This is a genomic window from Actinophytocola sediminis (genome assembly GCF_054779715.1).
The window spans coordinates 1-26605 of the sequence record NZ_BAAGXS010000077.1; the positions used below are offsets into that span (position 1 = coordinate 1).

Annotated in this window: 26 protein-coding genes and 1 tRNA gene; 12 read left to right on the forward strand and 15 right to left on the reverse strand. The window is 69.9% G+C overall.

All coding sequences use genetic code 11. The annotated features are described in order from the left end of the window. Window positions 1-911, forward strand: a 911-nt coding sequence (locus ACYVIP_RS34995) for a hypothetical protein (protein WP_460404286.1), incomplete at its 5' end; no start/stop codon positions are given. A 546-nt stretch (window positions 912-1457) separates the two neighbouring features. On the opposite strand, the gene ACYVIP_RS35000 is transcribed toward ACYVIP_RS34995, so the two are convergent. The 6 genes from ACYVIP_RS35000 to ACYVIP_RS35025 form a co-directional block, all read right to left on the reverse strand. Then, entirely contained in the window at window positions 1458-2891 is a 1434-nt protein-coding gene (locus tag ACYVIP_RS35000) for an MBOAT family O-acyltransferase (RefSeq protein ID WP_460404288.1), read from the reverse strand. A 77-nt stretch (window positions 2892-2968) separates the two neighbouring features. Further along, window positions 2969-3925, reverse strand: coding sequence for a 23S rRNA (guanosine(2251)-2'-O)-methyltransferase RlmB (rlmB, locus tag ACYVIP_RS35005; protein WP_460404290.1), 957 nt, complete (start codon window positions 3923-3925; stop codon window positions 2969-2971). Between the two features lies 1 nt (window position 3926). Next, window positions 3927-5318, reverse strand: a complete 1392-nt coding sequence (cysS, locus tag ACYVIP_RS35010; RefSeq protein WP_460404292.1) for a cysteine--tRNA ligase — start codon at window positions 5316-5318, stop codon at window positions 3927-3929. Window positions 5319-5377: 59 nt separating this feature from the next. Next, window positions 5378-5851 carry a 2-C-methyl-D-erythritol 2,4-cyclodiphosphate synthase gene (gene ispF / locus ACYVIP_RS35015; protein ID WP_460404294.1) on the reverse strand — a complete coding sequence of 158 codons (474 nt, stop codon included), beginning with the start codon at window positions 5849-5851 and terminating at the stop codon, window positions 5378-5380. Next, window positions 5848-6486, reverse strand: a complete 639-nt coding sequence (locus ACYVIP_RS35020) for an IspD/TarI family cytidylyltransferase (protein WP_460404296.1) — start codon at window positions 6484-6486, stop codon at window positions 5848-5850. Before ACYVIP_RS35020 ends, ispF begins: the two co-directional genes overlap by 4 nt. Window positions 6487-6527: 41 nt before the next feature. After that, a complete protein-coding gene (locus tag ACYVIP_RS35025; protein WP_075129788.1) occupies window positions 6528-7019 on the reverse strand; it encodes a CarD family transcriptional regulator in 492 nt (163 codons plus the stop codon). A gap of 298 nt (window positions 7020-7317) precedes the next feature. On the opposite strand from ACYVIP_RS35025, the gene ACYVIP_RS35030 reads away from it, so the two are divergent. After that, window positions 7318-8007, forward strand: a complete 690-nt coding sequence (locus ACYVIP_RS35030; RefSeq protein ID WP_460404298.1) for a copper chaperone PCu(A)C — start codon at window positions 7318-7320, stop codon at window positions 8005-8007. 43 nt (window positions 8008-8050) lie between these two features. Continuing rightward, window positions 8051-9445 carry a DNA repair protein RadA gene (radA, locus tag ACYVIP_RS35035; protein WP_460404300.1) on the forward strand — a complete coding sequence of 465 codons (1395 nt, stop codon included), beginning with the start codon at window positions 8051-8053 and terminating at the stop codon, window positions 9443-9445. A 6-nt stretch (window positions 9446-9451) separates the two neighbouring features. On the opposite strand, the gene ACYVIP_RS35040 is transcribed toward radA, so the two are convergent. After that, window positions 9452-10918 (reverse strand): alpha,alpha-trehalose-phosphate synthase (UDP-forming), encoded by a 1467-nt coding sequence (locus ACYVIP_RS35040; protein ID WP_460404302.1) that lies wholly within the window; start codon window positions 10916-10918, stop codon window positions 9452-9454. A 98-nt stretch (window positions 10919-11016) separates the two neighbouring features. Further along, on the reverse strand, window positions 11017-12498 hold the full coding sequence (locus ACYVIP_RS35045) for a threonine/serine exporter family protein (protein WP_460404304.1): 1482 nt from the start codon (window positions 12496-12498) through the stop codon (window positions 11017-11019). Window positions 12499-12585: 87 nt separating this feature from the next. On the opposite strand from ACYVIP_RS35045, the gene ACYVIP_RS35050 reads away from it, so the two are divergent. Next, window positions 12586-12661, forward strand: a tRNA-Thr gene (locus ACYVIP_RS35050). A gap of 147 nt (window positions 12662-12808) precedes the next feature. Further along, window positions 12809-13774: a membrane protein gene (locus ACYVIP_RS35055; protein WP_460404306.1), complete on the forward strand. Its 966-nt coding sequence runs from the start codon at window positions 12809-12811 to the stop codon at window positions 13772-13774. Between the two features lie 167 nt (window positions 13775-13941). Here ACYVIP_RS35055 and ACYVIP_RS35060 read toward each other — a convergent pair whose 3' ends face one another. Continuing rightward, complete coding sequence (locus tag ACYVIP_RS35060; RefSeq protein ID WP_460404308.1) at window positions 13942-14325, reverse strand: DUF6401 family natural product biosynthesis protein; 384 nt, start codon at window positions 14323-14325, stop codon at window positions 13942-13944. A gap of 180 nt (window positions 14326-14505) precedes the next feature. Between ACYVIP_RS35060 and ACYVIP_RS35065 the strand changes: the two genes are divergently transcribed. From ACYVIP_RS35065 to ACYVIP_RS35075, 3 genes are all read left to right on the forward strand, one after another. Continuing rightward, a complete protein-coding gene (locus ACYVIP_RS35065; protein ID WP_460404310.1) occupies window positions 14506-14874 on the forward strand; it encodes a YciI family protein in 369 nt (122 codons plus the stop codon). A gap of 14 nt (window positions 14875-14888) precedes the next feature. Next, the gene (locus tag ACYVIP_RS35070) at window positions 14889-16142 is read left to right on the forward strand and encodes an RNA polymerase sigma factor (protein WP_460404312.1); all 1254 of its coding nucleotides are present in this window, start codon (window positions 14889-14891) and stop codon (window positions 16140-16142) included. A 91-nt stretch (window positions 16143-16233) separates the two neighbouring features. Beyond that, window positions 16234-17502, forward strand: a complete 1269-nt coding sequence (locus ACYVIP_RS35075; protein WP_460404314.1) for a cytochrome P450 — start codon at window positions 16234-16236, stop codon at window positions 17500-17502. Here the strand turns inward: ACYVIP_RS35075 and ACYVIP_RS35080 are convergent. After that, window positions 17482-18663 (reverse strand): acyltransferase, encoded by a 1182-nt coding sequence (locus ACYVIP_RS35080; RefSeq protein WP_460404316.1) that lies wholly within the window; start codon window positions 18661-18663, stop codon window positions 17482-17484. The genes ACYVIP_RS35075 and ACYVIP_RS35080 overlap by 21 nt on opposite strands. 197 nt (window positions 18664-18860) lie before the next feature. On the opposite strand from ACYVIP_RS35080, the gene otsB reads away from it, so the two are divergent. Further along, window positions 18861-21389 carry a trehalose-phosphatase gene (gene otsB, locus ACYVIP_RS35085; protein WP_460404318.1) on the forward strand — a complete coding sequence of 843 codons (2529 nt, stop codon included), beginning with the start codon at window positions 18861-18863 and terminating at the stop codon, window positions 21387-21389. Window positions 21390-21435: 46 nt separating this feature from the next. After that, a complete protein-coding gene (locus ACYVIP_RS35090; protein WP_460404320.1) occupies window positions 21436-21630 on the forward strand; it encodes a hypothetical protein in 195 nt (64 codons plus the stop codon). Here the strand turns inward: ACYVIP_RS35090 and ACYVIP_RS35095 are convergent. After that, window positions 21627-21977 (reverse strand): ArsR/SmtB family transcription factor, encoded by a 351-nt coding sequence (locus tag ACYVIP_RS35095; protein WP_460404322.1) that lies wholly within the window; start codon window positions 21975-21977, stop codon window positions 21627-21629. The genes ACYVIP_RS35090 and ACYVIP_RS35095 overlap by 4 nt on opposite strands. A gap of 162 nt (window positions 21978-22139) precedes the next feature. Here ACYVIP_RS35095 and ACYVIP_RS35100 point away from each other — a divergent pair, with 162 nt between their 5' ends. Beyond that, window positions 22140-23420, forward strand: a complete 1281-nt coding sequence (locus ACYVIP_RS35100; protein ID WP_460404324.1) for an AMP-binding protein — start codon at window positions 22140-22142, stop codon at window positions 23418-23420. Here the strand turns inward: ACYVIP_RS35100 and ACYVIP_RS35105 are convergent. Continuing rightward, complete coding sequence (locus ACYVIP_RS35105; protein WP_460404326.1) at window positions 23401-23829, reverse strand: SSI family serine proteinase inhibitor; 429 nt, start codon at window positions 23827-23829, stop codon at window positions 23401-23403. The two genes, ACYVIP_RS35100 and ACYVIP_RS35105, sit on opposite strands and share 20 nt — an antisense overlap. Before the next feature lie 90 nt (window positions 23830-23919). Here ACYVIP_RS35105 and ACYVIP_RS35110 point away from each other — a divergent pair, with 90 nt between their 5' ends. Beyond that, window positions 23920-24366 carry an RpiB/LacA/LacB family sugar-phosphate isomerase gene (locus ACYVIP_RS35110; protein ID WP_460404328.1) on the forward strand — a complete coding sequence of 149 codons (447 nt, stop codon included), beginning with the start codon at window positions 23920-23922 and terminating at the stop codon, window positions 24364-24366. Here ACYVIP_RS35110 and ACYVIP_RS35115 read toward each other — a convergent pair. From ACYVIP_RS35115 to ACYVIP_RS35125, 3 genes are read right to left on the reverse strand one after another with little or no spacing between them, the layout of a single operon-like run. Beyond that, a complete protein-coding gene (locus tag ACYVIP_RS35115; RefSeq protein ID WP_460404330.1) occupies window positions 24350-25330 on the reverse strand; it encodes an aldo/keto reductase in 981 nt (326 codons plus the stop codon). The two genes, ACYVIP_RS35110 and ACYVIP_RS35115, sit on opposite strands and share 17 nt — an antisense overlap. Before the next feature lie 20 nt (window positions 25331-25350). After that, the gene (locus tag ACYVIP_RS35120; protein WP_460404332.1) at window positions 25351-25938 is read right to left on the reverse strand and encodes a DJ-1/PfpI family protein; all 588 of its coding nucleotides are present in this window, start codon (window positions 25936-25938) and stop codon (window positions 25351-25353) included. Between the two features lie 40 nt (window positions 25939-25978). Continuing rightward, window positions 25979-26515 carry a TIGR03086 family metal-binding protein gene (locus tag ACYVIP_RS35125; RefSeq protein WP_460404334.1) on the reverse strand — a complete coding sequence of 179 codons (537 nt, stop codon included), beginning with the start codon at window positions 26513-26515 and terminating at the stop codon, window positions 25979-25981. Window positions 26516-26605: the final 90 nt, after the last annotated feature.

Genomic DNA, 26605 nt, shown 5'->3' on the forward strand with positions numbered 1-26605 from the left:
CGCCATTGCTGGCGTACAGGGACCTGCGGCGCGAGGCGCTCTCGGCCTTCTTCGGCAACGGAGACATGCGTGCGACAGTTGTATTTGCAGCCGTATCTGCAGAATCTTTCTTAGACACGATGCTTCTTTATTTGATGTGGGAAGAAAAACTCACGCCCGAGATTGCGGCCACGAATTGGCATGGCAAGCTGTCCAATAGAGTCAAACGTGAATTCCAGATTCGACTAGGTGGAGTATGGGACTTGACGCGAGCGGGACTACTGAAGGGCTGGCATGTTAATGTCGGAAACCTCAGAAATCGGGCTGTTCACGGCGCCTATTTGCCAACATATGACGAGGCTGAGCTGGCACTGAAGAGCTTGGATGGACTTGTGGATCATTTCGTAGACGTTCTCGGAAACGCGCGGAATGTGTCCCGATATCCACGAACCTGTCTTGCGCTTCTCACTCGTGAAGAGATTAGTAGGCGCGGGTTGTGGACAAGGCGATTTACCGCAATATTAGATGATCCGAACGAGCCGCCATGGCAGGAAACATTTGGGCGGTGGCGCGAATGCTGGAGAAGGCTTCGTCAAGACGCTAATGACATCGAACGCGTTCCGGACGCTGATCACGCTAGTATCCTGGCAATATTTAGCGCTAGCGATGACATCGAGTGGATTCAACACGACCGAACCTCCGCAAAAGCGCGTCGTGTCCTTGTGGACCTGAATGATCTGAGCGAGACGGCAAAGGGTCAACTGGTAGAGATTAAGGCGCAAATTGGCGAGATAAACGATAGCGGTCGGTATTCACTTTTTCTCCATAATTCTCCGTCATGGTCGCCATTGTCAGGAGAGGAGTGGGTTGAGGAATACCACTTGGTTCCGATGACTGAGGTCATGGTCGACCGTAGCGATTACGTATCTTAGTCAAAGGCGTCGCTGTCCATCCAGCCCAGCTTTGGCAAAGCGTAGCTGTCAGGCGTTCAGGCGATGTGCAGAACTTGACTCTATAGGATCAGGGCGCGTCGCCGGTGGCGGCGCGCTGTGCCCGTCGCGTTGGAAGCGTGGTCTGCATCCATCGCGGCACGGGCGGCTTCCGCTCCGCTCACGCCGCCGGCCTGCGCGGCGCAGTCCACGGCCCGCGACGGGAGTGCCACCACCGGCGGCGCGAGGAACCACAGAGCCACAGAGCCACGGGCGCGGCTCCCTCGGCCTCAATCGTCTAACGCCGGGGCATCGGCATCAAGAGCGCTCCGCGTCGCTGACACGATGGCCGCAAGCGACCACTCTTGACACCGATACCCGGGCGCTACGTGACGGCCTCTACGAGGGAGCGGGGGACGTCTAGGCAGCACAAGATCAGGCCGTCTCCGGGCCGTCAGAGGTCGGGGAGCGGCGAGAAACGTCGAGCAGTATTCACCCAGGTCAGAGGCATGAAAGAGGCCCGGCTCCGAGAAGGGGCCGGGCCTGCGATCAGAACTGGTAGTACAGGAATGGGCTGAACGTGCCGGCTGCGATGAGGACGGCGGCGTAGAACAGGCCGGCGGTCATCACGGTGACGCGTAGGACGGTCGCGGGAATGCTCTGGGAGGACTCCAGCATCGGTCCGGTCACTGGGTGGGCTGGCATGAACACGATGACCAACGCCGCCAGCAGGATCAGCACGCGCTGGTTCGTGAACGCCTCTCCGACGACGTCGGTCACTCCGGTGAAGTCCGGTAGCAGCATGTTCCCGATCATCGTCAGCGCCTGCGCCAGGTCCGTCGACCGGAAGAACACCCAGCCGACCACCACGAGCACGAACGTCAGCGCACGGCGGCCGATCACTCCCGCACGGGACGTCGGCGCGTCGTCGAGCTGGTAGCCGCGTTCGATGATCAGTAGCGCTCCGTGATAAATGCCCCACACCAGATACGTCCAGTTCGCCCCGTGCCAGAAGCCCGTCAGCACGAACACGATCGACAGGTTCCGGTACGTCTTCGCGCTCCCGTGCCGGTTGCCGCCCAACGGGATGTACACGTAGTCCCGGAACCACCTCGACAGCGACATGTGCCACCGCCGCCAGAACTCCGTCACCGTCACCGACGAGTACGGCCGGGCGAAGTTCTCCGGCAGGCGGAACCCCAGCATCCGGCCAAGGCCGATCGCCATGTCCGAGTAGCCGGAGAAGTCGAAGTACAGCTGCAGCGTGTACGTCAACGCCCCCAGCCACGCCACCGCGAACGTCATCTCGTCGTTCGGGGTCGTGAAGCACGCCTCCACCACCGGGCTCAGGGAGTCGGCGATGATCACTTTCTTGCACAGGCCCAGCGCGAACCTCGGGAACCCCGCGGCCACGTCGTCGAGGCGGTGCGTGCGTGCCTGCGGGAGCTGGTCGGCGATCTCCCGGTACCGCACGATCGGGCCGGCGATCAGCTGCGGAAACATCGAGATGTACGTCGCGTACGCCACGGGCTGGCGCAGCGCCGGGCGCTCGCCGCGATAGATGTCCACGACGTAGGAGATGTTGTGGAACGTGTAGAACGAGATGCCGATCGGCAACAGCAGGTGCACCACCGGGAAGTCGCCACCGAACAGGTTGGCGAACCCGTCCAGCTGCTCGGTCAGGAAGCCCGCGTACTTCCACACCACCAGCGTCGCCACGTCGAACACGATCACCGCGATCAGCAGCCCGCGCTTGCGTCGCTTGGCCAGTGCCCAGTCGTCCGGTTCCAGTGCTTGGCCGGCCAGGAAGTTGACCACCATGCAGACGAACAGCAGGACCGTCGTTGGGCCGGCGCCCACGGCGTAGAACGTCAGGCTGGAGATCGCGACGATGCCGTTGCGCCACCCACGCGGGGCCAGCAGCACGAGCGCCAGCACCAGTGGAATGAAGATCCACAGGAACAGCGGGCTGGCGAACGACATCCGGTGACCTCAACCTCCCCCGAAAAGGACCTCTGGACCCTATCCGAGTGGTTCGGTCGTCTCAGCCATAAAGGCCCCTACACTCGCCCGGCCACCCGCCGGCGCCGTGCCACCTCGGCCAGTACCACGCCCGCGGCCACCGACGCGTTCAGCGACTCGACCCCGGCCGCCATCGGGATCGACACCGTCTCGTCGCAGGTCTCGCGGACCAGGCGGGACAGGCCGCGGCCCTCGGAGCCGATCACCACGACCAGGGGTGAGGTCGCCAGCGCCAGGCCGTCGACGTCGACGGTGCCGTCGGCGTCGAGGCCGACGATCATCATGCCCTCCTCGGCGTAGGCCCGGAGGGTGCGCGTGAGGTTCGTCGCCAGTGCTACCGGGATCTTGGCCGCCGTGCCGGCTGACGTTCGCCACGCCACCGCGGTCACGCCGGCGCTGCGTCGTTGGGGCAACAGCACCCCGTTGGCGCCGAAGGCGGCCGCCGAGCGGATCACCGCGCCGAGGTTTCTCGGGTCGGTCACGCCGTCCAGTGCCACCAGCAGCGCGGGCTCGGACGACTCGGCCGCCGCCTCGAGCAACTCGTCGGGGTGGGCGTACTCGAAGGGCGGCATCTGCAGCGACAGGCCCTGGTGCAGCGCGCCGCCGGTGAGCCGGTCCAGCTCGGGCTTGCCGACCTCGAGCACCGAGATGCCGCGGTCGGCGGCCAGCCGTACCGCCTCGGTCACCCGGTCGTCGGCGTCCACTCCCAGCTGCACGTACAGCGCGGTCGCGGGCACGTCGGCGCGTAGGCACTCCACCACCGGGTTGCGGCCGGCGACCAGCTCGGCCGTCGGCTTGTCCTTCGAGCGGCGTTGGGCCGACTTCGCCTGGGCGGCGGCGCGGCGCTGTGCGGGATGGCCTGGGCGGATGGTGGCCTTCGGGGTCGGGCCCCTGCCCTCCAGGCTTTTCGCGCGCTGTCCGCCGGAGCCGATGACCGCGCCCTTCTTGGTGCCGGTCTTGCGGATCGCGCCCCGGCGCTTGGAGTTTCCAGCCACGTCAGCTGTCCTTAAATGTCCATTGTGGACCGTCGGGGGTGTCCTCGACGGTGATGCCGGCGGCCAGCAACCGGTCCCGGATCGTGTCGGCGGCGGCGAAGTCGCGCTCCGCCCTGGCCAGCTGGCGGGCCGCCAGCTGCTCGCCGACCAGCGAGTCGACCGCCGCGGCGGCCTTCGAGTCCGCCACCGACGCCGAGGACCACTTGTCCGACAACGGGTCCAGGCCGAGCACCGCGGTCTGGGCGCGGACGACGGCGGCCGCCGCCCTGGCCGTCACTTCGCCGCCGGCGTCCAGCGCGGTGAAGCCGTGGCGCACGGTGTTGTGCACGACCGCCAACGCGGCCGGCGTGCCGAGGTCGTCGTCCATCGCCGCGGCGAACTCGGCCCCGACCTCGCCGGGAGCCACCGCGCCGGCTCGCTGCGCCACCCGGTGCACGAACGACTCGATCCGCTGGAAGGCACGCACCGACTCGTCGAGCGCGGCCTCGGAGAACTCGATGGTCGACCGGTAGTGCGGCGCCACCAGGTGGTAGCGCAGCTCCTGCGGCCGGTACCGCGCGCACAGCGCCGGGATCGACACCACGTTGCCGAGCGACTTCGACATCTTCTCGCCGGCCAGCCCGACCAGCCCGTTGTGCATCCAGAACCGGGCGAACCCGTAGCCGGCCGCCCGCGACTGCGCCAACTCGTTCTCGTGATGTGGGAACACCAGGTCCAGCCCGCCGCCGTGGACATCGAACTCGGCCCCGAGGTAGGTCAGCGCCATCGCCGAGCACTCCAGGTGCCAACCCGGCCGACCCGGCCCCCACGGCGTCGGCCACGAGGGCTCACCGGGGCGCGCGCGCTTCCACAGCGTGAAGTCGCGCGGGTCGCGTTTGCCATCGCCCGCCGACTCGCCCTGCTGGACCTCGTCGAGTTTCTGGCCGGACAGCGCGCCGTACTCGGCATAGGTGCCGACCGCGAAGTACACGTCACCGGCCGCGGCGTAGGCGTGCCCGTCGTCGATCAGCCGTCCCATCAGCTCGACCATCTGCGTGACGTGCCCGGTGGCGCGCGGCGCGATCGAGGCCGGCAGCACCCCGAGCACCTCGTAGGCCTCGTCGAACGCGCGCTCGAAGGTCGCCGACCACTGCCACCACGGCACGTTCTGCTCGGCGGCCTTGCGCAGGATCTTGTCGTCGATGTCGGTGACGTTGCGCACCAGCGTGACCTCGAGCCCGGCGTGGCGCAGCCAGCGGCCGAGCACGTCGTAGTTCAGCGCGCTGCGCACGTGGCCGATGTGCGGCGGACCCTGCGGAGTCGGTCCACACACGTAGATCGACGCCGCCCCAGGCCGCACGGTGGTGAACTCCCGCGCGCGACGGCTCGCGCTGTCGTACAGATGCAGGCTCACGGTGTCTTCCTCGTCAGGACTCGTCGGGCGGGCGCGGAGGTGGCGCGGCCCCAGAGAGCCTAGCCGCGTGGTAGGACACAGGCGGTGGCCACCGCCGCGACACCCTCGCCCCGGCCGGTCAGGCCGAGCCCGTCGGTGGTCGTGCCCGACACCGACACCGGCCCGCCGACGGCCTCGGACAGCGTCCGCTCGGCCTCCGTCCGCCGGGTGCCGATCCGCGGCGCGTTGCCGATGACCTGGACCGCGGCGTTGCCGACCCGGTAGCCGGCGGCGTCCAGCCTGGCCCGCACCTCGGTGAGCAGCGCTACCCCGTGCGCGCCGGCCCAGCGTGGGTCGCCGGTGCCGAACACCGCGCCGAGGTCGCCGAGACCGGCCGCGGACAGCAGCGCGTCGCACAGTGCGTGCGCGGCGACGTCGCCGTCGGAGTGTCCGGCGCAGCCGTCGACGTCCTCCCAGCGCAACCCGGCCAGCCAGCACTCCCGGCCGGGCTCGATCGGGTGCACGTCGGTGCCGATGCCGACTCTGGGGGTCATGCCGGCACCCCGAACAGGGCGCCGGCCACGGTCAGATCGAACGCGGTGGTGATCTTCATGGCGGCAGGATGCCCGGGCACGGTCGACACCGCGGCATCGGTCCGCCCGCGCAGCTCCTCGACCGCGAAGCCCTGCGGGCCCTGCACGACGCGCAGGGCCGTGCGGTCCACGGTTGCGGTGACGTTCTCGGCCGCGTCCACTCGCTTGACGGTGTCCGTGACCGGGAGCACCGGCACGACCGCCCGCGCGCCGGCGGCCACCTCGGCGGCGACCGCACGGATCAGCTCGGGCGGGGTGAACGCTCTGGCGAGGTCGTGCACGAGCACGGCCGTCGTCCTCGGCGACTCGCCGAGCGCGGCGTCCAACGCGCGGCGCACGGACTCGGTACGGTCGGCGCCGCCGGATACCACGAGCGCGTCCAGGCCGGCCTCGCCCAGGGCCGCGCGCACAGCGTCGGTGGCCGACGCCGGGGCAGCGACGACGACACGCCGCACACAACCCGCGGCGTGCAGGCGGCGTACGGCGTGGACGACGAGGGGCACCCCGTTGACCGGCACCAGTGCTGTGGGGCCCTTGACGCCGAGACGCTCGCCCCTGCCAGCGGCGGGAACGAGCGCGACGGTCGATGCCGACAACGCCGGGTCGTCGGACTTGATTCGGTTGTTGCTCAGGGCGGCTAGACGGATGCCGTGGCGAGGACCTCGTCGAGGATGACCTCGGCCTTGCCCTCATCCGTGCCCTCGGCCAGCGCCAACTCACTGACGAGGATCTGCCGTGCCTTCGCGAGCATGCGCTTCTCGCCGGCGGACAATCCGCGATCCTTCTCGCGCCGCCAGAGGTCGCGCACCACTTCGGCCACCTTGTTCACATCGCCGGAGGCGAGTTTCTCGAGGTTGGCCTTGTACCGCCGGGACCAGTTGGTCGGCTCCTCGGTGTGAGGAGCACGCAGAACATCGAAGACTCGGTTGAGACCTTCCTGGCCGACGACATCCCGAACACCGACGATCTCGGCGTTGTCAGCGGGAACGCGTACAGTGAGGTCACCCTGAGCGACCTTGAGGACGAGGTACTTCTTTTCCTCGCCCTTGATCACTCGGGTCTCGATTGCTTCGATGAGTGCGGCACCGTGGTGCGGGTAGACGACGGTCTCTCCGACCTTGAAAACCATGTGTCCTCTGCCCCTTTCGCTGACTCCATCTTAACACGCTCGGACGTGGGGGTGTATCCGACCCGTGATCTGTTACCGCAGGTCAGCCCATGCGTGAGCATTGGTTCTAGGGCTTGACAAACCCGCTCCAGGCGTGCTCGACCATCTCTGTTGAGGAATGTGCTGTGCGCCACCGCTGATCTACTTAGGACGGGAAATAAGCGAACTCGGTTGGGGCGACTGGGAGACCACTCGATCGAGGTGTCGGTGCGTCCCGCTACTCTTCCGCGTGAGTAGGCATGCCCGAGGAAGGACCGCGATGGTGAGTCGTTCGACCGGAACGCTGCGCAGGATCGTGCCGGCGGTGGCCGTTTCCCTCTCGGCCCTGCTCGTCGGGTGCTCGGCGGGACAGGTCACCCAGACCGACTCGATCGAACCCGCGGTCAACGGCAACCGGGGCGACGTCGGCGACATCGCCCTGCGCGACACGCTGCTCGCCTACCCGGAGTCCGGCGACTACCGCGAGGACGACGACGCCCCGCTGGTGCTCACGATCGTCAACACCGGCGACGCGGCCGACGAGCTGGTCTCGGTGTCCAGCCCGGCGGCCAGGGAGGTCGAGCTGATCGGCGACCCATCGTTGCCGGGCAGGACGTCGCTGCACGTGGTCGTGCCGGACGAGTCGACCGAGACCACCGAGTCGTCGGCGCCGTCGGACACCTCGACGCCGGAGACCTCGGAGTCCTCGGAGACCGACGCCACCGACCCGTCCGCGCCGCCGTCGGCCAGCGAGTCGCCGTCGGCCACCGAGAGCGCCGAGCTGGAGACCGAGATCGGCCGGATGAGCATCGTGCTCACCGGGCTGGTCCAGGACCTGCCGCCGGGTCGCAACGTCCCGGTCACGTTCGTCTTCGCCAACGCCGGCCAGATCACGGTGAACCTGCCGATCGCCACGCCGACGACCTCGCGCCCGGACCCGACCGACGACGGGGAGGACAGCGGTCACTGACCGCCTCCCCCCGACTGTCGGTGCCCGGCCGTAGGTTGTCGCCGTGGCCAAGAACACGCGTGCGAACAAGCCCGGATACCGCTGTGCCGAATGCGGACACGAGTCCGCCAAGTGGTTCGGCCGGTGTCAGGAGTGCCAGGCCTGGGGCACGCTCGAAGAGGTCGGTGTCCCCAACCGGGCCGTGATGGCCAAGATCGCCGCCGGCGCGCCGGCCACGCCGGCCAGGCGGATCGCCGAGGTCGATGTCGAGACCGCCAGGGCCAGCCTGACCGGGGTCTCCGAGCTCGACCGGGTCCTCGGTGGCGGCCTGGTGCCCGGCGCGGTGGTGCTGCTCGCCGGCGAACCAGGAGTCGGCAAGTCGACATTGCTGCTCGAGGTGGCCTACCAGTGGGCGGCCAGGGACGGTGGCGCGAGCCCGTCGCTGTACGTGACCGGTGAGGAGTCCGCCGGCCAGGTGCGGTTGCGCGCCGAACGGACCGGCAACGTGCACGACGCGATGTACCTGGCCGCCGAGAACGACATCGGCGCGGTCTTCGGCCATGTCGACGCGGTCAAACCGGGCCTGCTGGTGGTCGACTCGGTGCAGACGCTCGGGACCGCCGAGGTCGACGGCACCCCGGGCGGGGTGACCCAGGTACGCGCGGTCACCGCCGCGCTGGTCGCGCTGGCCAAGGAGCGCGGGCTGCCGGTCGTGCTGGTCGGGCACGTCACCAAGGACGGCGCCATCGCCGGCCCGCGTGTGCTGGAACACCTGGTCGACGTCGTGCTGCACTTCGAGGGCGACCGGCACACCTCGCTGCGCATGGTGCGCGGGGTGAAGAACCGGTTCGGCCCGGCCGACGAGGTCGGCTGCTTCGAGCTGGTCGACGAGGGCATCCTCGGCGTGACCGACCCGTCCGGCCTGTTCCTCAACAAACGGGAGACCGGGGTCGCCGGCACCGCGGTCACCGTCGCGGTCGAGGGCAAACGGCCGCTGCCCGGCGAGGTGCAGGCGCTGGTGTCCAAGTCGGCGCTGCCCGCGCCCCGGCGGGCGGTCAGCGGGCTGGACTCGGCCAGGGTCGCGATGGCGCTCGCGGTGCTGGAGCGTCGCGGCGGGATCCGGCTCGCCGACCACGACGTGTTCACCGCCACCGTCGGCGGGATGCGGATCCACGAGCCGGCCGCCGACCTGGCGCTCGCGCTCGCCGTCGCCTCGGCGGCCAAGGACATCGCGCTGCCGGCCGACCTGGTGGTGCTCGGCGAGGTCGGCCTCGCCGGGGAGGTGCGGCGGGTGTCCGGGGTCAAGAACCGGCTGGCCGAGGCGGCCCGGCTGGGGTTCACCAGGGCGCTGGTGCCCCCGGACGCCGGGGTCATCCCGCCGGGCATCCAGGCCATCGTCACGCCGAACATCGGGGCGGCGTTGCGCGCCCTCTACGAGGTGGCCGAGGTTCCTAGCTGACGGTCGCTACGTGACGGCGTCCTGCTGGCTGGCCGGCTGGAGCGCCTCCAGGAACGACCTCGCCCAGCGGTCGACGTCGTGGGTCAACACCTGGCGGCGCAGGGCGCGCATCCGCCGCCTGCCCTCGGCCGGGTCGAGGGTCAGCGCGGCGTGCATGGCGTTCTTCACCCCGTCCAGGTCGTGCGGGTTGACCAGGAACGCGCTGGTCAGCTCGGCCGCGGCGCCGGCGAACTCGGACAGCACCAGCGCGCCGCCGAGGTCGTGGCGGCAGGCGACGTACTCCTTGCAGACCAGGTTCATGCCGTCGCGGACCGGGGTCACCAGCATCACGTCGGCCGCGGAGAAGAACGCCACCAGCTCCTTGCGGTTGATCGACTGGTGCAGGTAGTGCACCACCGGCCGGCCGACCCTGGCGAACTCGCCGTTGATCCGGCTGACCACCTGCTCGATCTCGCCGCGCATCCGCTGGTAGTGCTCGACCCGCTCCCGGCTCGGGGTGGCCAGCTGGACCATCACGACCTCGGCCGGGTCGACCCTGCCCTGCTCCAACAACTCCTGCAGCGCGTAGAGCCGCAGGTCGATGCCCTTGGTGTAGTCCAGCCGGTCCACGCCCAGGATGATCTTGCGCGGGTTGCCGAGGTCGGCGCGGATCTGTCTGGCCCGCTGGATGACCTCCCGGCTTCTGGCCATGGTGTCCAGGCCGGGGGAGTCGATCGAGATCGGGAACGCGCCGACACGCACCGAGCGGTCGCCGACCTGCACCACACCGGGCCGGGTACGCACCCCGACGGCCCCTCGGCTTGGCTCGAGGCCGATCAGCCGGCGGGCCAGCCACAGGTAGTTCTGCGCGCCACCCGGCCGGTGGAAGCCGACCAGATCGGCGCCGAGCAGCCCACGGATGATCTCCGCACGCCAGGGGAGCTGCATGAACAGCTCCGTCGGTGGGAACGGGATGTGCAGGAAGAAGCCGATACGCAGGTCCGGGCGCAGGTCGCGGAGCATCGCCGGCACCAGCTGGAGCTGGTAGTCCTGAACCCAGATCACCGCCCCCGGCGCGGCGATCTGGGCGCACGCCTCGGCGAAGCGCCGGTTCACCCGCACGTAGGCCTCCCACCAGTCCCGGTCGAAGACCGGGGTGGCGACCACGTCGTGGTAGAGCGGCCACAGCGTGGCGTTGGAGAAGCCCTCGTAGTAGTCGCGGACCTCGTCGCTGCTCAGCGTCACCGGGTGCAGCCAGATGCCGTCGTCGGCGAACTTCTCCACCTTGACGTCCGGCACGCCCGGCCAGCCGACCCAGGCGCCGCTGTGCGCGCGCAGGAACGGCTCCAGGGCGCTCACCAGGCCGCCGGGACTGTGTTTCCACCGCTCGGTCCCGTCCGGCAACCGCTCAAGGTCGACCGGTAGCCGGTTGGCGACCACGATGAAGTCGGCGTCGCCACCGTCGGGCAGGTCGGTCGTGCTGTCAGTCGTCACGCCGCGCGTGCCTCCCTCGAAACCCCGTCAACGTTCGAGATTAGTCAAGTTCGCACGGTATTGGGTGATATGGCCGTTGGTATCACTAGAAAGCACGGTTACTCCAACCGCCGCCTGGTCGGCCGCAGCGGCCCGGCGAGCCGGGGTCCGGACAGCCGGCGCTCCAGCCGGCCGAGGCCGTAGCGCACCGGCTGCGCCAGGTACTCGCCGAGCACCACGCCCGCGGCCAGCGCCAGCGCGATCGACGCGGCGAACATCAGGGTCGGCAGTCCGGTCAGCGTCCGCTCGACGGCCATCTCGAACAGCGCCCGGTAGGTGGTGAGCCCCGGCAGCAGCGGCACCATGCCGGCCACCGCGACCACCAGCGGCGGGATGCGCAGCCGCCGGGAGATCAGGCCGCCGGCGAAGCCGATCGCGGTCGCCGCGATGGCCGAGGACGCGATCTGGCCGAAGCCGCCGAGGGTCAGCAGGCTGTAGCCGCCGGCACCGGTGGCCCCGGCCACCGCGGCGACCAGCACCGCGCGCGGGGTGGCGTAGCTGGCCAGGGCGAAGCAGCCGGCCGCAGCCGCGCCGGCCACCGTCTGCAGCGGCAGCAGCAGCGCCGAGGGGGTGACCGGCTCGGCCAGCGCCTGGGGCGGCAGGCCGAGTCTGACCGCGACGTTCAGCGCGAGCACCACCCCGGCGATCAGCCCGGCGGTCATCATCGAGACCTCTATGGTGCGCCCGGCCGCGGTGACGTTGTAGCCGGTGATGGCGTCCTGCACGGTCGAGACCAGCGACAGCCCGGACAGCAGCACGGTGATCGACGCGGCGACCGCCATCGTCGGGCGCACCTCGTCGGGCAGGATGCCGCTCGCGACCAGGGCGAGCGCGCCACCGGTGGCCAGCGCGCCACCGACGACCTGTTGGAAGAAGAACGGCAGCGCGCGCCGGTTGAGCAGCCTGCCGACCCGGTCGATCACCGCGGTGATCAAGGCCGCGAACAGCGCCATGACCGGCTCGCCGCCGATCATCACGGTGATCGCGGCGGCCATGCCGGCGTAGGCCGCGGTGGCCAGCCAGCGTGGGTAGGGGTGGGGCGCGTTGGTCAGCTTGTTGAGCTCGATGTGCGCCGCCCGCACCGGCACCCGGCCGCGGGTGATGTCCCGGACCAACTGCTCGACCAGCGCCAGCCGGGTGTAGTCGAGGCTGCGCGTGCGGACCACCCGCAGCGAGGTGATCGGCGGGTAGTCGACGCCGCGGTGACAGGTCACGGTGATGGACGTGAAGATCACGTCGACCTCGCAGTGCGGCAACCCGTACGCGTTGGCCACGGCGATGATGGTGGCCGTCGCGTCGGAGGCGCCCGCGCCGGAGGACATCTGCACCTCGCCGATCCGCACCGCCAGATCGAGTACGAAGTGGACGGTCGCCTCGTCCGGCGGCGCCGGACCCTGGACCGCGGGGACCTGCTGGTCGGTTCGTCTCTCGCGGAGAAACCTTGGCTGGTCGTGTACACGAGCGGACCGGTTCCGCTGCGTGAACCACACCGCTGTCACCTCCAAGCTCGGCGCGAGTTTCGACGTTATCCCAGGGGGCATCGACCTGGGCAGGTTCAGTGTTATGGCGTGTGCACGTGGCGTCGACCACGTGACCTACGATGAGCACCGGCCACCTTGCGTGGCCGGGCCGCTGTAGCTCAATCGGTAGAGCACTCGCCTTGTAAGCGAACGGTTGCGGGTTCAAGTCCTGTCAGCGGCTCCACCAGCGCGTCATCCCCCTTTCGGGGTACATCAGGTGTGGCCTACGGGCCCCGGGGAAGTCCTGATCAACGCGCACGTCCGTTGGGGTCGTGCCGGTCTCGCCGGAAAGGGGGCGGTGACTGTGTCGTCAGCACCCGCGCTCGCGGCTATGGACTACGGGCAAAACCTCAGTCAGGGGTTCTCGGACGCCTGGAACTCCGTCGCGACGTTCGTTCCGAAGCTCATCGGGTTCCTGGTGGTCCTGGTCATCGGGTGGATCATCGCGAAAGCCGTCGCGAAACTCGTCGACAAGGTGCTCGAACGAGTCGGCTTCGACCGCGTGGTCGAACGCGGTGGCATCAAACGCATGCTGGAGAAGAGCAAGTACGACGCCTCGGACATCATCGCGAAGCTGGTCTACTACGCGATCCTGTTGATCGCGCTGCAGATCGCGTTCAGTGTCTTCGGCCCGAACCCGGTCAGCGCGATGCTCACCGCGGTGGTCGCGTGGCTGCCGCTGGCCGTGGTCGCCATCGTGATCGTGGTGGTGGCGGGTGCGATCGCCAAGGCGGTCAAGGACCTGATCACCAACGCGCTCGGCGGGCTGTCCTACGGGCCGCTGCTCGGCACCCTGGCCTCGGTGTTCATCTGGGGTCTCGGCATCATCGCGGCGCTGAACCAGATCGGCGTGGCCACCGCGGTCACCATGCCGGTGCTGATCACCGTGCTCGCCATCGTCGCCGGTATCGCGATCGTCGGTGTCGGTGGTGGTCTGGTGCGCCCGATGCAGAGCCGCTGGGACCGGTGGCTCGACCGGGCAGAGGACGAGGTCCCGCAGGCCAAGGCGGCGGCGACCGACGCCTACCAACGTGGCCGCGAGGACGCGCGCCGGTCGACCTCCGGTTCGGGTTCCCAGCAGAGCGGTGAGCGCACCTCGGTGCGTGCCGGTCAGGCCAGGAGCGGCGGTTCCGGCCAGCACCACGCGGCACACGCGGCACCGGAGGGCAGGCCGTCAGGCGGCACTACCACCGGCAGCACCGGTACCAGCTCCACCGGTACCAGCTCCACCGGTACCACCGGGCGGATGCCACCGCCGCCGGACAAGCCGCCCAACCTGCGTCCGCGTGATCGCTGACCAGGGACAACGACAGACACGCCCACTGAGGTGACGAGACAGCAGGCGACGGCCGGCGGCATCAGCCCCGGCCGTCGCCGCTTGTCCGTACCGGCAAGGGCCAATGCCTTGAATGCCCCATTCGGGACGTTGAACGTCGCCAATGCCTCATTCAGGGCATTGCCGGGTCAGGCCAGTGAGGGCAGGCCGTCGACCGAGGGCACCGGCAGACCGGTACGCAGGTCCTTGGCCAGCGCGCACACCGCGACCAGCCGCACGCTGATCCAGTCGGCCCTGGCCCAGCCGTCCCGGTCGTCGGGCACCCGGAGCTGGTCGCCCCGCTCCCGCACGTGGTCGAGCACACCCTGGGCGTAGCCGGCGAGCAGTACCGGGCCGGCCACCCCCGTGCCCTCGACCCCGATGCTGAGAATGTCGCGTACCGCCGCCGTGTGCTGGTCGACCTCGGCCGCCAGCCCAGGCGTGTGCCCGGCCGCGACGAGGCCGGCGCCGACCTGGTCGTGCAACCGGTCCAACAGCCGGTGCGCGAACCGCTCCAGCCGACGAACCCGCATGTAGATCACCTACTCACGCTCGAAAACACCCGGGCGTGTCTAACACGCCGCCACCGCCGGTTCCGAGCCGAAGTGTGCGGTGACACAGTTTGCCGGCGGTCGCGGGCGAGCACGATGTCGAGTGCCGGCCGGCGGGTCCGACTTCCTCACGAACCGGATACGCACATCGAGGAGAGTGACATGAAGTACTTGCTGATCATGCAGGTCAACCCGGCTGTGCTGGCGGCGTTGACCGAGGAGGAGCACAACATGATCATGACCGGGCACGAGGAGTTCATGCGGGTCACCAAGGAGTCCGGCGAGTTCATCGGCACTCAGGCGCTCGCCGATCCGGCCAACTCGACCACTCTGCGTGGCACCGGCGCTCAGCCGGCGGTGACCGACGGCCCGTTTCTCGAGGCCAAGGAGTACATGGGCGGCTTCTATCTGGTCGACTGCGAGGACCAGCGGCGGGCCGTCGAGCTCGCCGGCATGATTCCGGACACATCGGTGGCTGGGATGGCCGTCGAGGTGCGCCCGGTGATGTTCTCGGCCGGGTTCGAGGGCTGACCGCCGCGTTGCCCATGAGTACGGAGCGTGTCGAGAACCTGCTGCGCGAGCTCGCGCCGCGGGTTCTCGCCGTGCTCGTCCGCCGGCACGGCCAGTTCGACGCCTGCGAGGACGCCGTCCAGGAGGCGCTGCTCGCCGCGGCGACCCAGTGGCCGGTCGATGGCGTGCCGAGCGAGCCGGCCGGCTGGCTGGTCACGGTCGCCGGCAGGCGGCTGACCGACCTGTGGCGCAGCGAGTCCGCCCGGCGCAGGCGGGAGGAGACGGTCACGCGGCCCTACCACGAGCTGATGTCGCCCGACCCGGCCGACGAGTTCGCGCGCCAGGACACCGACGACACCCTCACCCTGCTGTTCCTGTGCTGCCATCCGGCGGTCTCCGCGCCATCGCAGCTGGCGCTGACCCTGCGCGCGGTCGGCGGGCTGACCACCGACGAGATCGCCGGCGCGTTCCTGGTGCCGGAGTCGACGATGGCCCAGCGGATCAGCCGCGCCAAGCAGAAGATCAGACAGGCGGGTGCCACGTTCACCATGCCGGCCGGCCCGGAGCGCACCGAGCGGCTCGCGGTCGTGCTGCACGTGCTGTACCTGATCTTCAACGAGGGCTACACCGCGACCTCCGGGCCCGACCTGCAGCGGGTCGAGCTGACGACCGAGGCGATCCGGCTGACCAGGCAGGTCCACCGGCTGCTGCCGGCCGACGGCGAGGTGGCCGGCCTGCTCGCGCTGATGGTGCTCACCGACGCCCGCCGGGCGGCCAGGGTGGCGCCCGACGGCGGGCTGGTGCCGTTGGCCGAACAGGACCGCGACCGCTGGGACCAGGAGCTGATCGCGGAGGGTACCGAGCTGGTCGCGCGGACGCTGGCGACCGCGGGACTCGGCCCGTACCTGCTGCAGGCCGCGATCGCGGCGGTGCACGCCGAGTCGAGCGGCGACCGGGACACCGACTGGGCGCAGATCCTGGTGTTGTACGGGATCCTCGACCGGATCGCGCCCAACCCGATGGTCACGCTGAACCGGGCGGTGGCCACCGCTATGGTGCACGGTCCGCGGGCTGGGCTGGATCTGCTCGACGAGCTGGCACAGGACAAGAGGATCGTTGGGCACCACCGGCTCGACGCGGTTCGCGGGCACCTGCTTGAGTTGGCGGGCGAACGCGACCAGGCCCGCGTGCACTACGAGCTGGCCGCGCGGCGCACGGTCAGCCTGCCGGAGCGGCGCTATCTGAACGGGAAGGCCGCGAGGATGAGGATGCGGAAAACATCAGGATGATATTGGGGTAAACCCCGTAGTGCCCTGCCCCCGACGCTCGTAGCGTCGGAATCGGTCTAGTCTCGCGAACTACGGGAGTTAGGGGGTTGTCATGAAGCTTAAGGATCGGCTTGTCGGGTTGGTGACCCGCTGGTATCTGGCCCGTGCACAGCGCAAGGGGTTCGATCTGTCGAAGATGGCCATGTTGCCGGACTCGGCGTTGATGAGCCTGCGGCGCGACGGTCTCGATCCGGTGCCGGAGCTGGGTGAGGTGCGGGACCGAGAACCCGTCAGCAAGATCAACATCCCGTTCGGGGTGAACGTCTGGCTGGTCAGCGGGTACGAGGAGGCCAAGGCCGTCCTCGCCAACTCGAAGGGCTACAGCAACGACTTCGCCAACCTCGGCAAGCACGGCGCGTCGGAGAGCCACAGCCCTGGCGGTCTCGGCTTCGCCGACCCGCCGGAGCACACCCGGCTGCGCAAGCTGCTGACGCCGGAGTTCACCATGCGCCGGCTCGCCCGGCTCACCCCGGGCATCAAGGCCATCGTCGACCAGCAGCTGGACGTGATGGCCGCCGCCGACGGCCCGGTCGACCTGGTTGAGCACTTCGCGCTGCCGATCCCGTCGCTGGTGATCTGCGAGCTGCTCGGCGTCCCCTACGAGGAGCGCCGCGACTTCCAGCACCTGTCGATGGCCCGCTTCGACCTGTTCAGCGGTGCGACGGCCTCGCTCGGCGCGATCAGCGAGTCGCTCGACTACCTGCGCGACGTGGTCAAGAAGCAGCGCGAGCAGCCGGGCGACGGGCTGCTCGGCATGATCATCAAGGAGCACGGCGACCAGGTCGACGACTCCGAGCTGGCCGGCCTCGCCGACGGCGTGCTGACCGGTGGCTTCGAGACCACGGCCAGCATGCTGGCCCTCGGCGCGCTGGTGCTGCTCCAGGACGACAAGGCCTTCAGGCTCGTCCACGACGACGACGCCGCGATCCACAACTTCGTCGAGGAGCTCCTGCGCTACCTCACGGTGGTCCAGGTGGCCTTCCCGAGGTTCGCCCGCGAGGATCTCGAACTTGCCGGCAAGCGGATCTCGGAGGGCGACGTCATGATCGTCTCCCTGTCCGGCGCCAACCGCGACCCCAAGCTCGGCGACAACCTGGAGGTCGTCGACCCGACCAGGCCGGCCACCTCGCACCTGGCCTTCGCCCACGGCGTCCACCGCTGCATCGGCGCCGAGCTGGCCAGGATGGAGCTGCGGGCCGCCTACCCGGCGCTGGTCCGCCGCTTCCCGACGATGCGCCTGGCCACCCCGGCCGAGTACCTCGACTACCGCAAGGTCTCCATCGTCTACGGCCTCGACCGGTTACCCGTGCTGCTGGACTGACTCGGCCGGCTGGCTCGTGGGGGCGAGCCGGCGGCGGGGCCGGATCGGCATCCGGTCCCTGGCCACGAGCTGCTTGGCCAACGGCGAGCGCAGCAGCACCTCGACGATCACCAGCGAGAGCAGGTACACCGCGAGCAGCAGCAGCGGCACCCGGATCAGGGTGTACGGGATCAGCGCGAACAGCTCCGGGGTGAACCACTGGCCGAGCAGCCAGATGGCGAGCGGGTGCACCGCGTAGACCCCGAACGCGCGCACCGAACCCGCGTCGACCACCTTCGCCAGCAGGTCGGTGTCCTTCCTGCGGGACAACCACATCGAGCCGACCACGTACAGCCCCACGATCATCGCCAACGCGGGTACCACCTGCACCGGGTGCACGGCCATGGCCGCCGCCTGGGGCGGCGTGCCCAGCTCGTAGACCCGCACGTAGAAGATCACCCCGGTGGCGGCGAGGCCGGCGGCCGCGATCATGGCGAGCAGTCGCAGATGCGCCAGCACCCAGGCGTGCATCCGCTCGTAGTGCACCGCGGCCAGCGCGCCGATGACCGCGAACCCGATGTACATCGGCAACAGGGTGAAGCTGCGGCCCCAGAGCATCCAGCCGAACCAGCCCGGCAGCGCCGGCACCCAGGTCACCAGCGCCATGTAGCCCAACTGCACGACCCAGGCCCCGGCGAACAACTTCCCGTGGTGGCCCTCGGTCCGGCGCACGACCCAGCGCAACACCGGGAACAGGAGGTAGATCTGCATCGAGATCAACAGGAAGTACAGGTGGAACCAGCTCGAGCCGTAGACGACGTTCTCCACGACCCACTTGGCCGTACCCAGGACCCCGCGCCACTCGGTGGTCGCCACGATCAGCGACAGGTACACCCCCGACCACAACAGGTACGGCAGCACCACCAGGCCGAAACGTCGCCGGTAGAACGGCAGGATGCCCTCGTCACGGCGGTAGTAGCCGAGGAAGAGCACGAAACCGGTGATGGCGACGAAGGCGTATCTCGTGTAATGCATGAGGTACGCGAGACCGCCGCCGGGGACGGTGGTCAGGAACACCACGGTGCCAACCGTGTGTACCAGGACCACACAGGCGAAGGTCACCACCCGCATGAGATCGACGTGGTGTTTACGTGGCCGCGATACCGTGCGCGGTGTCGTCATGACCTGTTCCTGCCGTTGGGGACACGGGAGCACATCGCGACGGCAGCCGCCGCGGATCGTCGTCTTTGACGGGCGATACAGTTCGGCTCTGCCGCAGTGTGCCAGCCTCCGGTGATGTGCTCGCGCACCCACCCCTTTGCGAGAGAGTCGAACGTCCGTGACCGTTGAACCCCTGCGCGAAAGCCGAGGGACGCGCCATGACCGCTGAGGCCCTTTCCGCCGAGCTGCGCCGAGCGATCGTCCAGATCGCCCGCACGCCCCGGCTACTGGTCGCCTGCGACTACGACGGCACCCTGGCGCCGATCGTCGAGAACCCGGAACAGGCCAGGCCGATGAACGAGTCGGTCGGCGCGTTGCGTTCGCTTGCCGGGCTGCACGAGACCACCACCGCGGTGATCTCCGGCCGGGCGCTGCGCGACCTCGCCACGCTGTCCCGCCTGCCCTCCGAAGTGCATCTGGTCGGTAGCCACGGATCCGAGTTTGACATCGGCTTCGTGCACGCGCTCGATGAGAGCGCCCGCGATCTGCACCGCCGCATGGAGACCGAGCTGGAGCGGATCGTCTCCGGCGAGGTGGGTGTCCACCTCGAGGTCAAGCCGGCCAGCGTCGCCGTGCACACCCGGCGCGCCGAGCGGGCGGTCGGCGACCGGGTCAACGAGGCCGTCCGCTCCGGTCCGTGCACCTGGGGCGGTGTGCAGGTGACCGAGGGCAAGGAGGTCATCGAGCTGGCCGTGGTGCAGACCGACAAGGGCAAGGCGCTGGACATCCTGCGCCACCAGGTCGGCGCCACCGCGGCCGTGTTCGTCGGCGACGACGTCACCGACGAGAAGGCCTTCGCCCGGCTGTCCGGCCCGGACCTCGGCATCAAGGTCGGCCCGGGGGAGACCCTCGCCGGGTTCCACATCGCCGACCCGGCCGAGGTCGCCATGGTGCTCGCGTTCCTCCTCGAGGAGCGGCGCAACTGGCTCTACGGCGAGCAGGCCCCGCCGATCGAGCGGCTGACCATGCTCGCCAGCGAACGCTCGGTCGCCCTGCTCACCCCCGACGCCCGGCTGACCTGGCTGTGCCACCCGGAGCCCGACTCGGCCGCGGTGTTCGCCGACCTGCTCGGCGGCCAGTCCGCCGGCAACTTCGCCATCACCCCGGAACGCGGTGGGCTGCCGCTCGGCCAGCGCTACCTGTCCGGCTCGATGACCGTCGAGACCCGGTGGTCGGGCCTGCTGGTCACCGACTACCTCGACCATTACTCCCTGCCGCACCGCACCGACCTGGTGCGGGTCATCTCCGGCAACGCCCCCGCGGTCGTGGAGTTCGCGCCGCGCCCGGAGTTCGCCCAGGTCCAGGTGCGCCTGATCCAGTCACCGGAGGGGCTGCGGGTGCTCGGCACCTCCGACCCGGTCGCGTTGCGCGCCCCCGGCATCACCTGGGAGGTCACCTCCGACGGCATGCACGACACCGCCCGCGCGGTCGTGCACCCGACGCCGGAGCGGCCGATCGTGCTGGAACTGCGCTGTGGCACCAACGACCTCGACCCGCACGAGGTGCCGGAGCCCGAGCGCGCTGCCCGCTCGGCCGCGTACTGGACCGAGTGGCTCGACGGGCTGACCCTGCCGCCGGTGGAGAAGGACCTGGTCGCCCGCTCCGCGCTCACCCTGCGCGGCCTGTGCCACTCGGAGACCGGCGCGATCATGGCGGCGGCCACCACCTCGCTGCCAGAGGAGCTCGGCGGCATCCGCAACTGGGACTACCGCTACTGCTGGCTGCGCGACGGCGCGATGACCGCGAAGGCGCTGGTGTCGGTCGGCTCGACGGGCGAGGCCGAGGGCTTCCTGAACTGGTTGCACGGCGTGCTCACCACCCTGCCCGGCCCGGAGCTGCTGCACCCGCTGTACACCATCGCCGGCACCACGCTGCCGGCCGAAGCTGTGATCGACACCCTGCCGGGGTACGCCGGTTCGCGGCCGGTGCGCGTCGGCAACCTGGCCAACCAGCAGGTGCAGCTGGACGTGTTCGGCCCGGTCGTCGACCTGGTGGCCGCGCTGTCCGAGGCACGCGGCAAGGTCACCGACGACGACTGGCGGATGGTCTGCGCGATGGCCGAGGCGGTCGCCCGCCGCTGGCACGAGCCAGACCACGGCATCTGGGAGGAGCGGCATCGACCGCGCCACCACGTGTACTCGAAGGTCATGTGCTGGCTCACGATCGACCGCGCGGTCAAGCTGGCCGAGGCCTACGACCGGGACGTCGACCCGACCTGGCCGGGCCTGCGCGACCAGATCGCGCAGGACGTGCTGACCAAGGGCTGGAACAACGAGGTCCGCTCGTTCACCACCGCCTACGACGGCACCGACCTGGATGCCGCGACGCTGCTGATCGGCATGGTCGGCCTGCTCGACCCGAGCGACGAGCGCTTCCACGCCACGGTCACCGCGACCGAGGCGGAGCTGCGCAGCGGCTCGACGGTCTACCGCTACCACCGCGACGACGGGCTGCCCGGCAACGAGGGCGGCTTCCACCTGTGCGCGGCGTGGATGATCGAGGCGTACCTGCTGACCGGCAGGCGCACCGAGGCGGAGGACCTGTTCGCGCAGATCGTCGACGCCGCCGGGCCGACCGGGCTGCTGCCCGAGGAGTACGACCCGGTCGCCGAACGCTCGCTCGGCAACCACCCGCAGGCCTACTCCCACCTCGGCCTGATCCGCTGCGCGCAACTGCTCTCGCGGTAGCCGTGAACGCCCGACGGGTCATCGGGTAACAGCTGATGTGCGGACGTTGACCCCAGGACAGCCGCCCGACGACGAGCCGGCGCAGCGGGACCGCCCGTATCTGGGCGGACCCGATCCGGTGGCCGAGTTCGGGCGGCTGTTCGACGCCTACGTGGACACCGGGGAGTTCGTCGGCACCCGCGAGTTCTCCGAGTCCGTGTCCACGGCGGTCATCGACGGGCAGGGACAGACCCCGCGCTAGCGGTCGGGGTGCTCACCCTGGGTGCGCCGTTCGCGTTTGCCGCGGGCGATCTCGGTGGCCAGCGCGTCCAGGTGCGGGGTCCAGAACCGGCGGAAGTTCGCCAGCCACTGGTCGGCCTCGCGCAGCGGTTCCGGGTCGACCGCGTACAGCCGGCGGGTGCCCTCGGCGCGGACGCTGGCGAAGCCGTGCTCGCGGAGCACCTTCAGGTGCTGGGACACGGCGGGCTGGGTGATGCCGAACTCCGCCCGCACCACGGCCGCGACCTCGCCGGCCGCCCGTTCGCCGTCGACCAGGAGTTCGAGGATCCGGCGGCGGACCGGATCGCCGAGAACGTCGAAGGCATGCACGCCACCCACGGTAACGGGCCAGCCTTATATAAGTCAAAGATGAAACAGCGCTGGTGGTCTCGGTGCGCATCGTCCAGGTCAGCTGAGCGGGTCTCGAGCCTGGTTCGAGACGGGCGCGATGTCATGGCCGAGCGAAACTCGACCAGGGGTGAAGGGAGCGGCATGGCCTCGACATTCGTCGACGTGCTCGGTGAGCGGGCGGCCGAGTCAGCCGATATCGGCTTCGAGTATGTCGACCGGGGCACGACGTCGTTCCTCGGCTACGCCGACCTGGACACCCGCGCCCGCACCATCGGCGCCACGCTGACCGGTCACGGCCTTGCCGGCCAACGGATCCTGGTCCTGCTCCCGTCCGGGTTGGACTACGTCGCGGTGCTGCTCGGCTGCCTGTACGCGGGCGCGGTGGCCGTACCGCTGCCCCCGCTGGCCGGGCCGTTGTCGGCCGCCAGGGCCGCGGTGCTCGCCGACGCGGCGGCCGCCGCCGCGATCGTGCCGCCCGGTACGGCGACCGACCTGCCCGGCGGGGTGCCCACACTGTCCACAACGGACCTGATGGCGGCCCCGGCGAGCGCGTGGCGCCGGCCGGAGATCGGGCCGGACACGTTGGCACTGCTGCGGTATTCGCCGATCTCCCGGGAACCGCACGGGGTGATGGTGTCGCACGCGAACCTGCTCGCCGGCTGCCGGCAGGTCGCCAGCGTGTTCGGCGCGGACCGGGACGCGCGGGTGGTGAGCGGGTCGCCGCCCCACCAGGACATGGGCCTGACCGCCGGCATCCTGCACCCGATCTTCACCGGCAGCCCGGCAACCCTGCTCGACCCGCACGAGTTCCGCGCCCGGCCGGAGCGCTGGCTGCGGCTGATCGCCGACCGGCAGGCCAGGATCAGCGGTGGGCCGGACGCGGCACTCGATGGGTGCGCGGACCTGTCGGCCGACGAGCTCGCCGGCCTCGATCTGTCCACATGGGACGTGGCGTTCACCGACGCGGCACCGGCCACAATGGACCGGTTCGCCAATCGCCTCGCGGGTAACGGTTTCCGGCGTCGGGCACTGTTCGCCTGCTACTGGCTGACCGAGGCGACCGCCCTGGTCACCGGTCGCCGGGCGCCCGCGGCCACGTCGTTCGACGCGGACAGTCTCGCTCCCGGGCGTCCGGCACGGCCACGCTCGCCCGGCCAGCCGGTGCTCGACCGGGGTCGGGCAGGCGACGAACTCGACATCGTCATCGTCGACCCGCTCACCGCCACCCGGTGCCCGGACGGAACCGCGGGCGAGATCTGGGTTTCCGGGCCGAACGTGGCGGTGGGCTACCTCGGCAAGCCGGAGGCGAGCGAGCGCACGTTCTGCGCGCGGCTACGCGGGTCGACCGACAACTACCTGCGCACCGGCGATCTGGGTTTCGTGCACGCCGGCGGCCTGCACGTCACTGACTTGGCTGCGTAGCCAGGTCGAACACCGTGCCGGTCTCCGCGCGCAGCACGCACGGGTTGCTGTACTGCTGGTGCCAGCGCACGGTCTGGCCTTCCCAGGTGCCAACGGCGATGGCCGTGACCTGGCGTAGTTCCATCGTGCAGACGTAGAACGCGCCGCTGGCCAGATGGGTGAAGTCGCCGTTCGCGGCGGTGAGCGCGTCGCAGGCGGTCAGTGGGTCGGGGTGGTCGCCGCCGGGCGGGTTGCAGCGCAGTTCGGCGCCGGCGGACGTGGTGTCGGGGCCCCAGACCATCAGGGTGAGGGACGACTCTTCCCTGTCGGTCGGCGCGGACTGGGCCGGGGAGGCGGTGGCAGAGGTGGCCGCGAGGAACAGCAGGGAAACGACGGCGAGCAGCATGCCGCCGAGGCGGAAGGTTCTCATGCTTCCACAGTGGACCGGCCGGTGTCGGCAACGGCAGGGCAACTCACCGGTAACGCCCGATCGTGTGGCGGATGTGGGAACCTCGACGACATGAGGATCGCAGTCGCCGCCGACGAGCGGGTCGGAGTCGCCGAGGCCATCGTCGAGGAGCTTCGCCGCCGGGGCCACGAACCACTGCCGCACGGCGCGCTCAACGACGCCGAGCGCGCCGACTGGGCGTGGGCGAGCGAGGCCGCCGCCCGCGACGTCGCGGCCGGTCGAGCCGAGCAGGCGATCGTGGCCTGCTGGACCGGGACGGGCGCGTCCATCGCGGCCAACAAGGTCGCCGGGGTGCGCGCCGCGCTGTGTGTCGACGCGCAGACCGCGCACGGCGCCCGCCAGTGGAACGACGCGAACGTGCTCGCCCTGTCGTTGCGCCTGACCAGCGCCCCGCAGCTGACCGAGATCCTCGACGGCTGGTTCGCCGGCACGCCGAGCGCCGACGAGTCCGACCTGGCCAACATCCGCCACGTGGACGAGATCAGCTCTTCGGCATGACCTCGTGCGGCCGGTAGGGCGCGGCCAGCCGGGTCCGCTCCTCGGCGGTCAGCGTCAGCTCGGCCGAGGCGACCGCGTCGTCGATGTGCCCCGGCCTGGTCGCGCCGATGATCGGCGCCGCGACCGCCGGGTGGCCCCGCAGCCAGGCCAGCGCGATCTGGGCGGGCGGCACGCCCCGGTCGGCGGCCACCGCGCGGGTCGCGTCCACCACGTCGAAGTCGTCGTCGGTGTAGAGCTCGTCGGCGAAGAAGTCCACGCCGGCACGGGTCGTGTTGCGCACGCCGCCGCGGTCGCGGGTGCCGGCGAGCATGCCGCGGGCCAGCGGGCTCCACGGGATGACCCCGACGCCCTCGTCGACGCACAGCGGCAGCATCTCCCGCTCCTCCTCGCGGTAGAGCAGGTTGTAGTAGGGCTGCATGGACACCAGCCTGGTCCAGCCGTTGGCCCGCGCGAGGTGTTGGACCTTGGCGAACTTCCACGCGGGCATGGTCGACGCGCCGAGGTAGCGCGCCTTGCCGGCCCGCACCACGTCGTGCAGCGCCTCGAGGGTCTCCTCGATCGGCGTCTCGTCGTCCCAGCGGTGCACCTGGTACAGGTCGACGTGGTCGGTGCCCAGCCGGCGCAGCGAGCCGTCGATGGCGGCCAGGATGTGTTTGCGCGACAGGCCCCTGTCGTTGGGGCCGGGGCCGGTCGGGAAGTAGACCTTGGTGGCCAGCACGTAGTCGTCGCGGTTGGCGAACAGCCGGCCGAGCAGGTTGCCGGTGATCTGTTCGGTGAGGCCGTCGGAGTACATGTCGGCGGTGTCGAAGAAGTTGACCCCGGTCTCGACGGCGCGGGCGACGATCGGCTCGGCGGCCTGTTCGTCGAGATACCAGGCGCGTCGTCGCGGATCGCCGTAGCTCATCATGCCGAGGCAGACCGGCGACACCTTCAGCCCCGACGTTCCCAGCCGTACGTAGCGCACATCCTGGTTATACCGCCGGTTCAGACCGGCGGCTGGGGGTCGTACTGGATTCCGCGCCGAACGGCACGGGCGCGATCGGTCCCGCTGAAGCGCGCGACGATGTGCAGCGCCATGTCGATGCCCGCCGAGATACCGGCCGAGGTCAGCACGTCCCCGTCGTCGACGAACCGGTCGTCGTCGCGGACGTCGATGGTCGGGTCGAGCCGGCGCAGCTCGTCGAGTACCGACCAGTGGCTGGTCGCCGGCCGGCCGGTGAGCAGGCCGGCGGCCGCGTAGACCATCGAGCCGGTGCACACGCTGGCCATCAGCGGCACGGTCCGCCGTTGGGCGCGCACCCAGTCGAGGTGGTCCTCGTCGGTGAGCAGCGGGCGGGTGCCCCGGCCGCCGGGGTGGATGAGGATCTCGCTCGGCGGCGCGTCGGCGAAGGAGTGTTGGGCGAGGATGTCCATTCCCTTGGCACAGCGCACGACGCCGCCGTCGCGGGACAGCGTGTGCACCGCCCAACCGTCCTCGGGGAAGCGCTGGCACCAGTAGGCGAGCACTTCCCACGGGCCGACCGCGTCGAGTTCCTCGACGTTCTCGAACAGGAGGATGCCGATGTCGCGCATGTGGTCATCCTGCCCGACGCGGCCGGCCGGTGGTGGTCGGTCAGCTCGCCAGCGCGGGCGCCCACTCGGGGTCGCGGCCGAGGAAGGCGATCAGCTTGTCCTGCGGCGAGGCGTCGTCGCTGATCGGGCGGGCGTGGGCGAAGCCGGCGTTCGGTCCGCGCACGCTGTCGGGGAACTGGGAGGTGATGCCCTTGACGATGGCGATCAGGTCCTCGTCGAAGCTGACGTCGAGGCCGGCGGCGCGGGCGATGTCCCAGCCGTGGATGAACACGTCGGCGGCGTTCACCGCGATGACGCTGTTGCCGTCGACCTCGATGCCGGCCAGCTCGAACTTCCGTGCCAGGATCTCGGGATCGTCGTAGGCGGCGAGCACCACCTCGTGCAGCCCGGCCAGATCGTCCACAGTGGACTTCTGGTCGAGTCGGTCGAGCATGTTGTGGCTGTTGCCGACCAGGTGCTCGATGATGTCGCTGATCGTCCAGCTCTCGCACGGTGTCGGCGCGTCGAGCCGCTCGGCGGGCACCTGGTCGATGACCGAGGTGGTCGACGCGGTCGCTCTGCGGTGAAACGCGATCATGTCCATCTGACTGCTACCCCTTTGTGAACGGTCGTGCTAAATGTTTCGCGGGCAGACTAGTGGCCATCCACAGGTATTGTCCACAGATGT

Coding starts and splice junctions, on each gene's coding strand:
- ACYVIP_RS35070 (WP_460404312.1), top strand. CDS start 14,889: ATGAGTACGGAGCGTGTCGAGAACCTGCTGCGCGAGCTCGCGCCGCGG.
- ispF (WP_460404294.1), bottom strand. CDS start 5,851: ATGACCCCCAGAGTCGGCATCGGCACCGACGTGCACCCGATCGAGCCC.
- ACYVIP_RS35080 (WP_460404316.1), bottom strand. CDS start 18,663: ATGACGACACCGCGCACGGTATCGCGGCCACGTAAACACCACGTCGAT.
- ACYVIP_RS35060 (WP_460404308.1), bottom strand. CDS start 14,325: ATGCGGGTTCGTCGGCTGGAGCGGTTCGCGCACCGGCTGTTGGACCGG.
- ACYVIP_RS35045 (WP_460404304.1), bottom strand. CDS start 12,498: ATGCCCCCTGGGATAACGTCGAAACTCGCGCCGAGCTTGGAGGTGACA.
- ACYVIP_RS35120 (WP_460404332.1), bottom strand. CDS start 25,938: ATGCGCGACATCGGCATCCTCCTGTTCGAGAACGTCGAGGAACTCGAC.
- ACYVIP_RS35105 (WP_460404326.1), bottom strand. CDS start 23,829: ATGAGAACCTTCCGCCTCGGCGGCATGCTGCTCGCCGTCGTTTCCCTG.
- ACYVIP_RS35000 (WP_460404288.1), bottom strand. CDS start 2,891: ATGTCGTTCGCCAGCCCGCTGTTCCTGTGGATCTTCATTCCACTGGTG.
- ACYVIP_RS35110 (WP_460404328.1), top strand. CDS start 23,920: ATGAGGATCGCAGTCGCCGCCGACGAGCGGGTCGGAGTCGCCGAGGCC.
- ACYVIP_RS35075 (WP_460404314.1), top strand. CDS start 16,234: ATGAAGCTTAAGGATCGGCTTGTCGGGTTGGTGACCCGCTGGTATCTG.
- ACYVIP_RS35100 (WP_460404324.1), top strand. CDS start 22,140: ATGGCCTCGACATTCGTCGACGTGCTCGGTGAGCGGGCGGCCGAGTCA.
- ACYVIP_RS35025 (WP_075129788.1), bottom strand. CDS start 7,019: ATGGTTTTCAAGGTCGGAGAGACCGTCGTCTACCCGCACCACGGTGCC.
- ACYVIP_RS35125 (WP_460404334.1), bottom strand. CDS start 26,515: ATGATCGCGTTTCACCGCAGAGCGACCGCGTCGACCACCTCGGTCATC.
- ACYVIP_RS35030 (WP_460404298.1), top strand. CDS start 7,318: ATGGTGAGTCGTTCGACCGGAACGCTGCGCAGGATCGTGCCGGCGGTG.
- ACYVIP_RS35065 (WP_460404310.1), top strand. CDS start 14,506: ATGAAGTACTTGCTGATCATGCAGGTCAACCCGGCTGTGCTGGCGGCG.
- otsB (WP_460404318.1), top strand. CDS start 18,861: ATGACCGCTGAGGCCCTTTCCGCCGAGCTGCGCCGAGCGATCGTCCAG.
- ACYVIP_RS35055 (WP_460404306.1), top strand. CDS start 12,809: ATGGACTACGGGCAAAACCTCAGTCAGGGGTTCTCGGACGCCTGGAAC.